Origin of the sequence: Rhizobium sp. BK098 (assembly GCF_014193155.1) — a bacterium.
GTDB lineage: Bacteria > Pseudomonadota > Alphaproteobacteria > Rhizobiales > Rhizobiaceae > Rhizobium.
Map to the genome: position 1 here is coordinate 276805 of NZ_JACHYY010000001.1, position 14957 is coordinate 291761.

The window sequence follows — 14957 nt, forward strand, 5'->3', positions numbered from 1 at the left end:
AAAAAAGTCGGGCATGCTTAGCGTGTGAACTTTCATATTGATAATTCGCTTAAATTGATACTGCGAATTTATCCGCCGATGGTTGAGCTTTTCGGATGGCCGATTTGCGGCTTGCCGCCTGCGCACGAGTGTGCAAACTGGAAGGCCTTGTGCGATATCGAGGCGGTTTGATGAAATCGACGAATAAAGCGGCGGGAGCCGACTGGTGGCGCGGAGCCGTGATCTATCAGGTCTATCCGCGGTCGTTTCAGGACACGGATGCCAACGGACTGGGAGATATCAAGGGGATCACCCGGCGCCTGCCTCACATTGCTGCACTCGGGGTCGACGCAATCTGGCTGGCGCCGTTCTTCACCTCGCCGATGGCCGATATGGGCTATGACGTCGCCGATTATTGCGATGTCGATCCGATCTTCGGCACGCTTGCCGATTTCGACGAGATGATGACGGCAGCACACGACCTCGGGCTGAAGGTCATTATCGACCAGGTTATCTCGCACACCTCGGACCGGCATCCCTGGTTCGTGGAAAGCCGCGCAAGCCGCGACAATCCCAAGGCGGACTGGTATGTCTGGGCCGACCCGAAGCCGGATGGCACCGCGCCGAACAACTGGCTGTCGATTTTCGGCGGGCCGGGTTGGGAGTGGGATGGCGTACGCCGGCAATATTACCAGCACAATTTTCTGACCTCGCAGCCGGACCTGAACTTCCACAATCTTGAGGTCCAGGATGCTGTGCTCTCGGCCGTCAAATTCTGGCTTGATCGCGGCGTAGACGGTTTTCGTCTGGATACGGTCAACTACTATTTCTGCGACAAGAAGCTTCGCGACAATCCGCCGGCGCTCGTCGCAACCGGCGGGCTCGATGCCCCCGAGAGCAACCCTTACGGGATGCAGAACCATCTCTACGACAAGACGCAGCCGGAGAATATCAGCTTCCTGCGGCGGTTCCGGGCATTGCTCGACCAATATGAGGATCGCGCGACCGTCGGCGAAGTGGGGGATGGTGCGCGCTCGCTGCAGACCGTGGCCGCCTATACCAGCGGCGGCGACAAGCTGCATATGTGCTACACGTTCGACCTTTTGGGGCCTGATTTCACGCCGGCGCATTTCCGCCGTTGCGTCAGCGATTTTCAGGACAATGTCGTCGATGGCTGGGTCTGCTGGGCCTTTTCCAACCACGATGTCCAGCGGCATGTCAGCCGCTTTGCCAAAACGGAGGAGGAGCAGCCGCGTGTTGCAAAGCTCGCGATTTCGCTGCTTTCCACATTGCGCGGTTCGATCTGCCTCTATCAGGGCGAAGAACTCGGTCTGCCGGAGGCAGAGTTAGCCTTCGAGGATCTGCGCGATCCCTATGGCATTCGCTTCTGGCCGGCATTCAAGGGGCGTGATGGATGCCGCACGCCGATGCCCTGGGAAGCGGGCCGTGCTCATGCGGGCTTTACAACGGCCGACAAGTCATGGCTGCCGGTTCCCTACCAGCACGCGGCTCTGGCTGTGGACAAGCAGGAAGCGGATGAGCACTCCGTGCTGCATCACTACCGGCAGACGCTTGCTTTCCGTGCAGAACATCCGGTCCTGCGCGACGGCGATATGACCTTCCTCGACACAGAGGAAGACGTTCTCGCCTTCACGCGCTCCAGGGGCGGCGAGACGCTGCTCTTTATCTTCAATCTCTCCCGCAAGCCGGTGAAGATCGCACTTTCCAAGGATATCAAGCTCGGCAAGACCATCGCCATGCCGGGGTTCGGCACGGCGGATGCCGGAGCGACGGTGGCGCTTGCCGCGCTTGATGTTTATTGCGGCAAGCTTGCCTGATCAGCCGATCAGCATGAACTTGTCGACGTCGACCAGACCCTTGTCCGATATCTTCAGATGCGGGATGACGGGCAGGGGCAGGAAGGCGAGCTGGAGGAAGGGCTCTTCCAGCGTTGCGCCGAGGGCATAGGCCGCCTGGCGCAGGTGATGCAGCGTGTCGCGCACGCTTTCATAAGGCTCGAGGCTCATCAGGCCGGCGACGGGCAGGGCGATTTCACCTGTCACGACGCCATCCTCGACGACGACAAAGCCGCCATTGATATCACTGAGGCGGTTGGCGGCGAGCGCCATGTCATCCTCATTGACGCCGACGACGCAGATATTGTGGCTGTCATGGCCGACTGTGGAGGCGATCGCGCCTTTCTTCAAACCAAAACCTTGGACGAAGCCGTTGGCATGGTTGCCGTTCTTGCCATGCCGCTCGATGACGGCGACCTTGATGATATCGTTACCGAGGTCGATAGCGGTCTGGTTGCCCTTGGTCGGCAGGCGATAGCGGCGATGTTGAGTGATGATCTTGCCAGGCGTCACGCCAATGACGGAGCTCTCGCCTTCTGCTACCGGCACACCGAAATCGGCGGCATTGATCGGGCGGGCCTTGACGCTGTCGAGGCCGACCGGCTCGACCGAACCGCGGGCCGCAAAGAGTTCGGCGGTAACGCGGCGGCCTGCGGAAAAGACGATCTCGGCCTTGCAGTTTTCCAGGCTGTCGACAACCACGAGATCGGCGCGCCATCCAGGTGCCACGAGACCGCGATCCCGAAGGCCGAAGGCGCGGGCTGCGGAGATCGAGGAGGCGCGGTAGATCGCCAGCGGCTCGACGCCATGGGCAATCGCCGTGCGGATCATGTAATCGAGGTGGCCCTGTTCGGTGATATCGAGCGGATTTCGGTCGTCTGTGCAGAGTGCGAGGTGGGGTGACAGGCGCTCGGTGATAATAGGCATCAGCGCGTGCAGATCCTTGGAGACGGAGCCCTCGCGCACGAGGATATGCATGCCTTTGCGGATCTTTTCCAACGCCTCCTCTGATGTCGTCGATTCATGCTCGGTGCGGATGCCGGCCGCGAGATAGCCGTTGAGGTCATTGCCGCGCAAAAGCGGCGCGTGGCCGTCGATATGGCCGCCCTGGAAGGCTTCGAGCTTCGCCATGCAGATGGGATCCTTATGGACCACGCCGGGGAAATTCATGAATTCGGCAAGGCCGATAACCTTGGGATGATTGCGGAAGGGCAGGAGCTTCTCGATCGGCAGATCGGCGCCGGAGGTTTCCAGATGCGTCGCCGGCACGCAGGAGGAAAGCTGGACGCGGATATCCATGATGGTTTCCAGCGAACAGTCGAGGAAGTAGCGAATGCCCTCGGTGCCGAGCACATTGGCGATCTCATGCGGATCGCAGATGACGGTGGTAACGCCATAGGGCAGGACGCAGCGATCGAATTCGAGCGGGGTCACCAGCGAGGATTCGATATGAAGATGGGTATCGATGAAGCCCGGCACGACGATGCGGCCGGCAATATCGATCTCTTCGCGTCCCCGATAATCGCCGCAGGTGCCGACGATGCGATCGCCGCAAATGGCGATGTCCGAAGCGACCAGCTCTCCCGTCACCAGATCGAAGAAGCGTCCGTTTTTCAAAACGATATCCGCAGGCTCCCGGCCGACGCCCTGGTCGATATAGCGTTCGAGTTTGGTGGTCATGGCTTTCCTACCCGCTGTGATTCCGTATAGCCCCTCACCCTAGCCCTCTCCCCGTTCTACGGGGAGAGGGGATCTGTCCGAATTTGTTGATAGGGCAGTGTTTCTTACGGCCTGGCGAGAACTAAGACTCCCTCTCCCCGCGAGCGGGGAGAGGGCTGGGTGAGGGGCATTTCGAACACGCTGCCGGAAGAAATTTGAAATCACGAGCCGCTACAGCTTCGGTCAACCTGCCTTCGCAGATCGCTACGATGGTTTCGAGAACTGCCGGCATGGCTGTGAGGACATCAATGTTCCAGAAGCGTGCGACAGACCAGCCTCAGCGGTCATGAATTCATCGCGAATGGTATCGTGCTTGCTGTTGGCATGTTGACCGCCGTCGATCTCGATGACCAGGGATCGCTCTCGGCAGGCAAAGTCAGCGAAATAAGGACCGATTGAAAACTGCCGAACGAATTTGAAGCTGTTCAGTCGACGGTTGCGAAGTTCCGACCAAAGTTTTGCCTCGGCATCGTTGTCCGATTGCCGAAGCATTCTTGCGCGCTGTGTCGTTTTAGGTTCCGGACCGCGCATCTCATTGTCCCCGTGAACGGCCCCTCACCCTAACCCTCTCCCGCAGGCGGGGAGAGGGGATACCTCGAATGCGCAGATATCACTGTGCCTCATTGAGAAGAGGCAATGAGATATTTCGCCTCAGATATTATTCTGCAAGATCTCTCTCAGCTTGCCGAACAACTCGTCGATGTGATGTTTCTCGATGATCAGCGGCGGCGACAGCGCGATGATGTCGCCGGTGGTGCGGATCAGAAGGCCCTTTTCGTAGGCCTTCAGGAAGGCGGTGAAGGCGCGCTTGGTAGGTTCGCCGGCGATGGGATCGAGCTCGATGGCGCCGATCAGGCCGGTGTTTCTAATGTCGATGACGTTCGGGCAATCCTTCAGGGAGTGCAGAGCGTCGGCCCAGTAGTCGGAGAGCTCGGCTGCGCGCGTCAGCAGGCCTTCTTCCTTGTAGGTGTCCAGCGTCGCCAATGCCGCGGCCGAGGCGATCGGGTTGCCGGAATAGGTGTAGCCATGGAAGAACTCGATCATGTGCTCGGGTCCCTGCATGAAGGCGTCGTGGATCTCCGAGGTGACGAAGACCGCGCCCATCGGAATGACGCCGTTGGTCAGGCCCTTGGCTGTCGTGATGATATCCGGCTTCACATCATAATATTGGGCGGCAAAGGGGGTGCCGAGGCGGCCGAAACCGGTGATGACTTCGTCGAAGATCAGCAGGATGCCGTGCTTGGTGCAGATTTCGCGCAGCTTCTGCAGATAGCCCTTCGGCGGGATGAGCACACCGGTGGAGCCGGCGACCGGCTCGACGATGACGGCCGCGATCGTCGAGGCGTCATGCAGAGTGACGATGCGCTCCAGTTCGCTGGCAATATCGCCGCCATGCTCTGGCTCGCCGCGCGTGAAGGCGTTCTTGCCGGGCACATGGGTGTGCGGCATGTGGTCGACACCAGTCAGCAGCGTGCCGAACATCTTGCGGTTGGTGACGATGCCGCCCACGGAGATGCCGCCGAAATTGACGCCGTGATAGCCGCGCTCGCGGCCGATGAGGCGGAAGCGCGAGCCATTGCCCTTCACGCGATGATAGGCAAGCGCGACCTTGAGCGCGGTCTCGACCGATTCCGAACCGGAGTTGGTGTAAAGAACGTGGTCCATACCCTCAGGGGCAATATCGACCAGCCGGTTCGCCAGTTCGAAAGCTTTGGGGTGGCCGAGCTGGAAGGCGGGTGCGTAGTCGAGTTCGCCTGCCTGCTGGCGGATGGCCTCGGTGATCTTCGGGCGGCAGTGCCCGGCGTTTACGCACCACAGGCCCGCAGTTCCATCCAGCACCTGCCGACCATCATGGGTAGTGTAATACATATCCTTGGCGCTGACGAAGAGGCGCGGTTCCTTCTTGAACTGGCGGTTGGCCGTAAACGGCATCCAGAAGGCGCGCAAATCGTTGGGGGCGGCATTCAAACGGTCCGACATGCTGTTCTCCAATGGCCAATTCGGGGGGCCATTTCCCGGCCACGGCCTACGCCGCGCTATTATATTTACTGCTTGGTCAAATTATCAGCCGCCTTTTTGGCGTCAAGGCAAAGATGGCGGTGAAAGCGACAGGTTGAGCCTCGAAGAATGCGTGTCAACATGTCGGGGAGGAAAACGGGCCACGAAGCACCGTGAGGTAGTCCCCATATGAAAAAACTGGCAAATCCTAGGATTTGCCAGTTAAAGCAGTAAAACACCTGGTAATGAAAGCAAGTCGATCTTTCGAGATCTAAATTGTCCCCAAAGATCATGCGTCGACAGGCCGGGAGCTATCTTAGCTCTTAGGCAGCCGATCTACTTTTTTCCGGCTCGCAATAAATGTCTTCCAGCGTTTCGAGAACACGGATCACGGATTCCGATGTGCTGGAGTAGTAAATAGTTTGAGCATCACGACGCGTCTTGACCAGCTTTTGGGCACGAAGCTTCGAAAGATGCTGGGAAAGTGCTGATTGGCTCAGTCCGACCTGATTGGCAAGAACGCCAACTGGAACTTCGCCTTTAACGAGACTGCAAAGGATCAAAAGACGCTTCGGGTTCGCCATTGCTGATAATAGTGCTGCCGCAACATTAGAGTGTTCGGCCAAATCTCTTGTCTTCATCTTTTAAACTTCCCAATGCGGAGCGAACATCAGAAATTGTGCTATTTCCAACCCGGTCCTTACCGATATCTAACAATACCAAGAGCGGTCGAAGATTGTATATACCTAAATTTAAGGTATCGAGTATGCTGTTTTAGATATGTACGTATGATGCTCCGGCGATGATGCAGGCGTCCCCAACGTCCCATCCAGGGGCTCGATTAGACCAAAATAGGTCGATTCTTATCGTTTCGGAGCAGCAAATATGCCAAATTTGGTCACCGAAGATTTGCAACCCGCCAATATCAGCCGTTTCTACTTCGAGCTGTCCGACTACTAATTCTCGCACTATTGTATGACTTATTGCCCGCGCGCTCTGTTTTCGGCTTAAAGCATCATCAGGTCCTGCGAGGACAAGATATAGGCCCTTCCGAAGCCGCCGTTCAGGCTGGCATCCAGAGGAACGAGGCGGAAGAAGCAGAAGTCCGGAAGGTCGATATAGAGCTTGGATTTCGGATGACGATCGAGAAAAAGCGTTCGGATGCGATTGTGAGCCTGGCTTTGCCGATGGATGCGCTCCGCGCTGCAGCGTAGGGTCAGGCGAGGATGGGCGAGAGGATCGCCCTTGCCAGGCTCGCCGAAGAGCGCCGAAGCGCGGCTGTCCTTCATCAAAGCCTTCGTATGTGAGGAGAGGCCGGACACCAGGATGACCGGAGTGCCATCGGCATCCATGGCAGTCAGGACGCGACTGACGGAGGGAAAGCCGGTGTCGTGATCAATGACGGCCAAGGCTGCGTGTGCGGCTTTGTGCATGAGGTCGCGCGCCTGAATGCGCGCATCCTCATCCGTTTCCCTCAGCACCGATGGCTTGTCGTTCATTGCCTGCTCCATGAATTGAGGAGCAGTCGCGAACGACTACTCCTTTCGCCGGTGGCTGGTGAGGCCCGACACCACGTCTTGCGCGGAGATCGTTCCGATAATCGTGCCATTGTCAACAACGCCGATATTGCCCGGCTGGCGCGTCAGGGCGTCAAGGATATCGATGAGCGGTGTCGCGGCGGTTGCCGTCGCGGTGACGGAACCTGCATTGGCTGAATGTCCGACGCCCTGCTGCATGACATCCCGCGCCGTCAGCATGCTGATCGGGTTCATGTGCTGCACGAAGTCGGCAACATATTGGTCGGCAGGGTTCTTGACGATCTCCTGTGGCGTTCCGCACTGAATGATATGGCCGCTTTCCATGATGGCGATGCGGTTGCCGATGCGGAATGCCTCGTCCAGATCGTGGCTGACGAACAGGATCGTGCGCTTCAGGCGGCGCTGGAATTCCAGGAGTTCGTCCTGAAGGCGGGTGCGGATCAATGGGTCGAGGGCGGAGAATGGCTCGTCCATGAGCAGGATCGGCGCTCCGGTCGCAAAGGCACGGGCGAGGCCGACACGCTGCTGCATGCCGCCCGACAGCTCGTTGACCTTGCGATTGGCCCATTGCGTGAGATTGACGAGCTGCAGCTGCTCGTCGACGCGCTTCTTGCGCTCGGCGTCCGGAACGCCGGCGAGCTCAAGCCCGAAGCCGACATTGTCGGCGACCGTCCGCCAGGGCAGCAGCGCGAACTGCTGGAAAACCATCGAGACGGTGTGCATGCGCAGGTCGCGCAGGGCCTTGGGGGTGCAGGAATAGGGGTTGACGGCGCCGTTCTTGGTGTTGACGGAGACCTCGCCGCGCACAACCGGGGCCAGGCCGTTGACGGCACGCAGCAGCGTCGATTTGCCGGAGCCGGACAGGCCCATGAGCACGAGAATTTCGCCCTCTTCGATTTGCAGGGAGGCATTGGCGACGCCGAGCACCATGCCCGTGGACTTGCCGATCTCGTCGCGCGACTTGCCTTCGTCGACGAGTTTAAGCGCGGCATCGGAACGATCGCCGAAGATGATGCTGACATTTTTGAAATCGACGGCGACAGTCATGAGTGGTCTCCTTCGCCGGGCGCGCGGAACATACGGTCGAGAATGATCGCCAGGATGACGATGCAGGCGCCGGAATCGAAGCTCTTGGCGACATTTACGCTATTCAGTGCGCGCAGCACGGGCACGCCGAGCCCGGGGGCGCCGACGAGTGCCGCGATCGAGACCATCGAGAGTGACAGCATGATGGTCTGCGTCAGGCCAGCCATGATCTGCGGAGTGGCAAAGGGCAGCTCGACCTTGCGCAGAACCTGGCGAGGCGTCGCACCGAAGGATTCAGCTGCCTCCACAAGCGAAGGGGGAGTGGAAATGATGCCGAGGCGGGTCATGCGGATCGGTGCCGGAAGAGCAAAGACGACGGTGGCAACCAGGCCCGGGACCATGCCGAGACCGAGCAGGATCATTGCCGGCACCAGATACACGAAGGTCGGGATGGTCTGCATCAGATCGAGTATCGGTCGCATGATGGCGTAAAGCCAGGGACGGCGTGCTGCCGCGATGCCGAGCGGCACGCCCACCAGCATGCACACGAAGGTGGAGGCCAATACCAGTGCCAGCGTCTCGGTCGTCTCTTTCCAATAGCCCTGGTTGATGGTGATCAGCAGGCCGATCAGGGTGAGGACCGTGATGGTGACGCTCCGGCGCATCCAATAGGCAAGTGCCGTGAAGGCGACGACGACGATCAGCGGATGCGGTGCCTGCAAGAGGAACAGCAGCCCTTTGATTCCGTGCGCGACCAGGAAGGAAAGGCCGTCGAAGAACCACGTGACGTTGCTCGTCAGCCAGTCGACGACGGCTTTGGCCCATGGCCCGATGGGGATGCGGTAATCGGTTAACCAGTTCACATCTTTGCCCATGATTGGGGGCGGCGTTTCCGATTGTTGCGTATGATGCCGGAGATGCCGCCGTAGAATAACGGTCTGTCACGCCAGGCGGACCATTGTCCGAGTGATGGCGGGACGCGAAAGCAAGCAGTCCGTTCAAGGAAGAGAAAGGGGCGGTTTGGCCGCCCCTCCATCCATCCTCGTATTACAGGCCGAGCTTGGCCTTGACCGCCGCCAGGCCGTCACCGCCATCCTTGGTGGTGACGCCGGCAAGCCAGGGCGTGACCGCCGACGGATTGGCCTTCAGCCATTCGGTGGCAGCCGCTTCCGGCTCCTTGCTGTCGTTCAGGATCTTGCCCATGATTTCGTTTTCCATCGGCAGCGAGAAGACGAGATTCTTGACGAAGGCGCCGACGTTCGGGCATTCCTGCAGGTAGCCGGCCCGGACGTTGGTATAGACCGTCGCGCCACCGAAGTTCGGTCCGAACACATCGTCGCCGCCGGTGAGGTAGGTCATCTTGTAGGTAGTGTTCATCGGATGCGGCGCCCAGCCGAGGAAGATGATCGGCTTGCCTTCCTTATCGGCGCGGGACACCTGCGCCAGCATGCCCTGCTCGGAGGACTCAACCACTTCGAAGCCTTTGAGGCCGAAGGTGTTCTTGTCGACCATGTCGATTACCAGACGGTTGCCGTCGTTGCCCGGCTCGATGCCGTAGATCTTGCCGTCGAGGTCATCCTTGTGGGCGGCGATATCCTTGAAGTCCTTGATGCCGAGATCCGCGCCCTTTTGATTGGTCGCCAGCGTGTACTTGGCGCCTTCCAGATTGGCGCGTACGGTCTCGACCGATTTGTCCGCGGCGAACGGCTTGATGTTCTCGGCCATGGAGGGCATCCAGTTGCCGAGGAAGACATCGATGTCCTTGTTCTTCAGCGACTGGTAGGTCACCGGGACGGCGAGCACCTTGACGTCGGTGTCGTAGCCGAGCGCCTTCAGAAGAACGGAGGCGGTGGCCGTGGTGGAGGTGATGTCGGTCCAGCCTACATCGGCGAAATGTACGGTGCTACAGCTCGCCGGCTCGGCCGCGGAGGCCGCGGTGGCGCCCAATGTCAGTGCGGAGAGAGTTGAGGCGAAAGCGAATGCAGTAAGGGTCATTTTTATCATTGCGTGACTCCCAGTCTAACGTTCCCAAGCAACCATCAATAACTGACATTTTCAAGCGACCACAGTGTATTTGCGGCGGTTTGAGGGGGCTGAATGCGACGCCCGTCTTTTTATGTCCGCCGGTTGCCAAGGCTTTTGCGCCCTCGGCCATGCCTGTCTGAATCCTGTGGTTTTCGCCAAGACTATCTTTTCTTATCGTCGCGCAGCTCCCATGAAGCATTCAAGGAGAATGTCATGGCCAAGCTCTACTTCCATTATTCGACGATGAATGCCGGCAAATCGACCATGCTGCTGCAGGCTGCCTATAATTATCAGGAGCGCGGCATGCGCACGGCGGCTTTCATCGCGGCTCTCGACGATCGCGCCGGCCGCGGCACGATCGCCTCGCGCATCGGACTGACGATGGATGCCTTGCCGTTCGAAACCAGCGACGATCTCTATGCGATGGTCGATGAAATGCATGCAAAGGAGCCGCTTGCCTGCGTCTTCGTCGATGAGGCCCAATTTCTGACGCGCGAGCAGGTCTGGCAGCTTGCCCATATCGTCGATCGCCTCGATCTTCCGGTCATGAGCTACGGGCTACGCACGGATTTCCATGGACATCTGTTTCCGGGATCGCAGGAGCTGCTGACCATCGCCGACGAGTTGCGCGAGGTGCGCACCATCTGCCATTGCGGGCGCAAGGCGACGATGGTGGTGCGCTTGGACGCTGCCGGCAATGTCGTCCGCGAAGGCGCGCAGATCGAGATCGGCGGCAGCGACAAATATGTCTCGCTCTGCCGTCGTCATTGGGAAGAGGCGATTACCTGCGAGTGAAGCAGCCGCTCGTGCAGGCTTTCGATAGCGGTTCTGACTATTTTCGGCACGTAATTGCCTATGGAAGTCGAGGCTGACGGGGAGAGACGATGAAACTGCAATGTCTGGCGTCGGCGGTCATTCTGTTCGCTTCGGCTTCCTTTGTGCTCGCGGATGGCGACGCGGTCGCAGGTGCCGCCGTTTTCAAGAGATGCGGGGCATGTCACACGGCGACCAGCCCCGATAATCGCGTCGGTCCCTCGCTGATGGGGATCGTCGGGCGAGCCGTCGCAAGCAAGCCGGATTACGCCTACTCGCCGGCGATGAGGGCATTCGGGGCTGATGGCAAGGTCTGGGATGAGGCGTTGCTGCGGAAATATCTGCCGGCGCCGCAATTCCTCGTCAAAGGCACCCGGATGGCGTTTCCAGGCCTGAAAAGCGACAAGGATCTCGACAATCTCATCGCCTATCTGAAGAACCCGGCCGCTGCTCAATAGCTTTCGAGCATTTCCTTCGCCTCCGGAAGCAGCTAGTCTTGCCAAAGGTAAGGTGGGAATGTTTTCATGCTCAGGCCTCATTCCTTCGATGGCATGCTCGACAGGGCGCGCACGACGCTCGAAGACGCTATGAACGACGCGAATTCGGCAGTAGCGACGCTTGCCCGCCACGCCAGGGACAGCGAGCACGCCGCAGCAGTTAATTTTCCCGTCGAAGAGGCATTTGTTCGCGAAGCGGTCGAATTGCTCGACCGTTGGAAATCAGTCGCCCTGTCGCTCGTCAAAGAGCTGGATCGTGCGACCGACGAGGCTGATCTGCAGCATCGGCGATTGTTCAATGAGAAGATTGGCCTTGAAAATGCAGGCTTGCTCAGCCGGGTGCTTGCACGCAGACCCATGGGGCCGGATGAGATCATCGTCAATGTCGACGCGGCCCTTGCTGTATCGGCCGAACTCGATCTTCTTTTCAAGCAGGCGAGACCCATCTTCTCCCGGTGCTTTCGTGAATGCGAACTTCAACTCGAAGGCGTGATCGAGAGGCGGAGGAAGCTCGATTTCGAGATAGAGGAGGTGCAGCGCCGGGCCGATGTCTTGGCGGAAAAGCTCATGTATCAGAGGCGCAACCGCCCATCTTCACGCCATGCCGATCTGCAGTCCGAACTCGAAGCGGACTATCGCGCTCTGGTGACCGAGCAGGATGATATTCGGCGGCAAGAACAGGAGCTTCAATCCCGCCGCACCGTGCGGCAGCGCCTCATAGACATTTACGAAGGGCTGGCGGCTGCCCTGAACAATCAGATCGCCGCCATCGGCGCGATGGCAGCCAAGCTGAGCGTCGATATCGAGCAGCGGATCGCCCTGCTCAAGGCATTGGCGTCAGAAGTGGAGCCGGCATCGATTGGGGTTTCGCGAACGGGAGCGGTCGAGAGCCTGATCCAGGCCTTCGAGGCGAATGTGCTGGCCGGGCATGATCTTGCCGTGCGCAAGGCTCATGTAGATGCTGTCTTCAAACGACGGTTGGAGCCTCATCCGCTGCACGCATCCTCAGATTCGAGCGAAGTGGCGGAAGAGACGCAACCTGAGGGTTGATTGCTGTCCGTCACGGAAAATTCCGTTCGGACGGTTGTTGTTTTTCCCAAGAACACATATTTGCTGGAACGCGAGTGGCGATAAGGACTTAATGATCCGAGGACCGCGGCGATTTTCGCGGCGTCCATTGCGCAGGTTGGTGTGGTGCGTCTTTCGCGTGTCGGCGGGATGCGCGGTAGGGTTTAGGAGGCGTGTCCATGCTTGACTCGATCACGGCGTTCTTCAAGCGGATCTGGGCCGCTATCGCACGCTGGCTGGGACTGGTTTTCGTCGGGCTAAGCTGGCCATTTCTCGCCGTTCATGGCTGGTATCGGCAGCGCAACTGGCTGATCAAGCTGCCGCTTGCTGCCTTCGTGGCGCTGATGGCACTGCTTTATGTCTATTTCGTTTGGCAAACGCAGGTCTGGACCGGGTTCAATCCGGCCTATCCGGACGTCTACAAATTCTCCGAGCGCAAATATTCCGCCGGACAGGAGCTGCCTGCGACGGATGGTCAGCAGGCGGCTGCAACAGCACCTAAGACTTGCCAAACCTCGGCTGTCGTCGACGTTGCCACCGATCTGACCGATTTCAACGTCAACCAGAATGCCTGGATTTCCTCGATGCTGCTCTACAAGCTCGGCTTCTTCGGCATTTCATGGGATGACACGCCCTTCCTCGACAACAAGGCTTCCTTCCAGCGGGGCATCAATTCGGTCGTTCGCCGCACCTCGGCGGAGTTGGTCGATACGCTCGGCCGTGTACGCGGAACATCCGGTATCAACAGCGATCTGCAGAAGGCGCGCGGCAACCTGCAGTTCGACGAGTCGAGCTGGTATTTCGGCCTGCATCCCTTCGGACCGAAGACGCCGAGCCCAAGCTATTATCGCGCTGCAATGAGCGATCTGCGCAGCTTCAATAGCGACCTCGGCAATTGCAAAGCGATTTTCGATGGACGTGCCGACAACCTCCTGCAGTTCGTCGACCATATTGCCAACGATCTCGGCAGCACGGCGGATATATTGGCCCGGAGGGCGGGGGATCACAGCTATGGCTGGCTGGATATGCGGGCTGACGATCGTTTTTGGTTTGCCTATGGGCAGCTTTATGCGAGCTACGGTATCCTGATGGCGGCCCGCTCGGATTTCCAGCAGGTGATTGCCGAACGCAATGTCGCCACGCTCTGGGCCGATGTCACGACGCAGCTGCAGACGGCTTTGCGCATTCAACCTTTCATCATTTCCAATGGGCCTGAAGACAGCTCCTTCATGCCGAGCCATCTTGCAACCATGGGCTTCCATATTCTGCGGGTGCGTTCGAGCCTCGTGGAAATCCGCACGGTCCTGGGCGGTCGCTAAACGAAGCTTAGCGGGCGTAGACCCAGTAGGCGGACACCGACGCTGAGCCCGGCTGCCGGGCTCAGTTTTGCGTCCGGAACTGCGTAAGAACAAGAAGATAAAGCGTTTTCGCGATTCGAAGAAAAGCGGAAAGCTCTAGCTGATCAGCTTCAGGCGGATGGCTTTTGCGACGAGCTGGGTACGGTTGACGCAATCGAGCTTCTTGATCGCGTTCATCATATACGCGTTGACCGTATGGTCGGAGAGCGAAAGAATCTGGCCGATCTCGACCGAGGTCTTGCCTTGGGCCGTCCAGCGGACCACTTCCAGCTCGCGCGCGGAAAGCGAATGCGGCGCGGCACCACCGTTGCGCTTGAGGCAATTATAGGAATCGAGCGCCTGCAGCATGATCAAGGTGAGTTCGTTGATTTCACTCTGGCCGAGGCTATTGCGATTGCCCATGAACCAGAAAACGAGGCGCTGGCCATCCGGAGCATTGACCGGGATTATGACGCTCATCGGACAATTGTAGCTAATCAGGAGTGCTCGAAGCTCGCCCGGTACATCGGCGTCAGGTTCGGCATCTTTTTCCAGCAGATGCCACGCGCGCGGCATCACTGAATCACGCGTGCGCAGCAGCATAGGACAGCGGCGAACCAGATGATGCCGATCGAACTCACGCACGAACTGTGCGGGCACCGTCCCCTCGATAAGCAGCGGCGTCATCATCGTATCATCGGGAACCGGGGCGTTCATCAGAGCCACATGGCTGAAGCCAAAAGCCGATCCCGTCCGTTCCAGGCCCATTGCAAACGCCGCCTGTGTCCGAGCGGCAGCCAACTCGGCAGAAAGCAGCAATTGTCTCTCGGCGGTAATGATATAGGACATATGAGTTAAGGTGTCCGCGGCGTGGTATCGATATCAAATACTCGATTTATGAGTGAATGCTAGACGCAAAAATACCACACGGCCAGAAATAATTTTCATTTTCATATATTTTAATATTTAAACATACAATTCTCCCAGTCTTCGCCCAAAATGGGCGATAAGTGCCCGCGACCACTCTTTCGTTGGCCGGATCTCGACGAGATCATACATTTGACGTCATCGCCGAGCCGATCGAAGGGGTCTGACGACGCT

General features: G+C 58.7%; 12 protein-coding genes and 2 pseudogenes. 5 read left to right on the top strand and 9 right to left on the bottom strand.

Annotated features, from left to right (window positions below):
- Positions 1-170 precede the first annotated feature (170 nt).
- The gene (locus FHT73_RS01345) at positions 171-1817 is read left to right on the top strand and encodes an alpha-glucosidase family protein (RefSeq protein ID WP_183709397.1); all 1647 of its coding nucleotides are present in this window, start codon (positions 171-173) and stop codon (positions 1815-1817) included.
- On the opposite strand, the gene ade is transcribed toward FHT73_RS01345, so the two are convergent.
- From ade to FHT73_RS01385, 8 genes and pseudogenes are all read right to left on the bottom strand, one after another.
- Complete coding sequence (gene ade / locus FHT73_RS01350) at positions 1818-3515, bottom strand: adenine deaminase (RefSeq protein ID WP_183709399.1); 1698 nt, start codon at positions 3513-3515, stop codon at positions 1818-1820.
- Positions 3516-3636: 121 nt separating this feature from the next.
- Positions 3637-4085 (bottom strand): annotated as a pseudogene (locus FHT73_RS01355) (DUF559 domain-containing protein).
- 120 nt (positions 4086-4205) lie between these two features.
- Positions 4206-5534, bottom strand: a complete 1329-nt coding sequence (locus FHT73_RS01360) for an aspartate aminotransferase family protein (RefSeq protein WP_112399126.1) — start codon at positions 5532-5534, stop codon at positions 4206-4208.
- 341 nt (positions 5535-5875) lie between these two features.
- Complete coding sequence (locus FHT73_RS01365) at positions 5876-6193, bottom strand: metalloregulator ArsR/SmtB family transcription factor (protein ID WP_015340680.1); 318 nt, start codon at positions 6191-6193, stop codon at positions 5876-5878.
- Between the two features lie 372 nt (positions 6194-6565).
- Positions 6566-7051, bottom strand: a pseudogene (locus FHT73_RS01370) (pyridoxamine 5'-phosphate oxidase family protein); the annotation flags it as partial.
- A 36-nt stretch (positions 7052-7087) separates the two neighbouring features.
- Positions 7088-8137 carry a choline ABC transporter ATP-binding protein gene (choV, locus tag FHT73_RS01375; protein ID WP_112411580.1) on the bottom strand — a complete coding sequence of 350 codons (1050 nt, stop codon included), beginning with the start codon at positions 8135-8137 and terminating at the stop codon, positions 7088-7090.
- Positions 8134-8991 (bottom strand): choline ABC transporter permease subunit, encoded by an 858-nt coding sequence (gene choW, locus FHT73_RS01380; RefSeq protein ID WP_112604793.1) that lies wholly within the window; start codon positions 8989-8991, stop codon positions 8134-8136. The genes choV and choW overlap by 4 nt, the downstream gene beginning before the upstream one ends.
- A 172-nt stretch (positions 8992-9163) precedes the next feature.
- Complete coding sequence (locus FHT73_RS01385) at positions 9164-10120, bottom strand: choline ABC transporter substrate-binding protein (RefSeq protein ID WP_183709403.1); 957 nt, start codon at positions 10118-10120, stop codon at positions 9164-9166.
- A 234-nt stretch (positions 10121-10354) separates the two neighbouring features.
- Here FHT73_RS01385 and FHT73_RS01390 point away from each other — a divergent pair, with 234 nt between their 5' ends.
- The 4 genes from FHT73_RS01390 to FHT73_RS01405 all read left to right on the top strand — a co-directional run bounded on the left by FHT73_RS01390 (position 10355) and on the right by FHT73_RS01405 (position 13838).
- A complete protein-coding gene (locus FHT73_RS01390; RefSeq protein WP_183709405.1) occupies positions 10355-10936 on the top strand; it encodes a thymidine kinase in 582 nt (193 codons plus the stop codon).
- An 89-nt stretch (positions 10937-11025) separates the two neighbouring features.
- On the top strand, positions 11026-11412 hold the full coding sequence (locus FHT73_RS01395) for a c-type cytochrome (RefSeq protein ID WP_183709407.1): 387 nt from the start codon (positions 11026-11028) through the stop codon (positions 11410-11412).
- A 66-nt stretch (positions 11413-11478) separates the two neighbouring features.
- The gene (locus tag FHT73_RS01400) at positions 11479-12501 is read left to right on the top strand and encodes a hypothetical protein (RefSeq protein ID WP_183709409.1); all 1023 of its coding nucleotides are present in this window, start codon (positions 11479-11481) and stop codon (positions 12499-12501) included.
- Between the two features lie 197 nt (positions 12502-12698).
- Positions 12699-13838: a DUF2333 family protein gene (locus tag FHT73_RS01405; RefSeq protein ID WP_183709411.1), complete on the top strand. Its 1140-nt coding sequence runs from the start codon at positions 12699-12701 to the stop codon at positions 13836-13838.
- A gap of 135 nt (positions 13839-13973) precedes the next feature.
- On the opposite strand, the gene FHT73_RS01410 is transcribed toward FHT73_RS01405, so the two are convergent.
- Complete coding sequence (locus tag FHT73_RS01410) at positions 13974-14705, bottom strand: LuxR C-terminal-related transcriptional regulator (RefSeq protein ID WP_015340671.1); 732 nt, start codon at positions 14703-14705, stop codon at positions 13974-13976.
- Between the last annotated feature and the right edge of the window lie 252 nt (positions 14706-14957).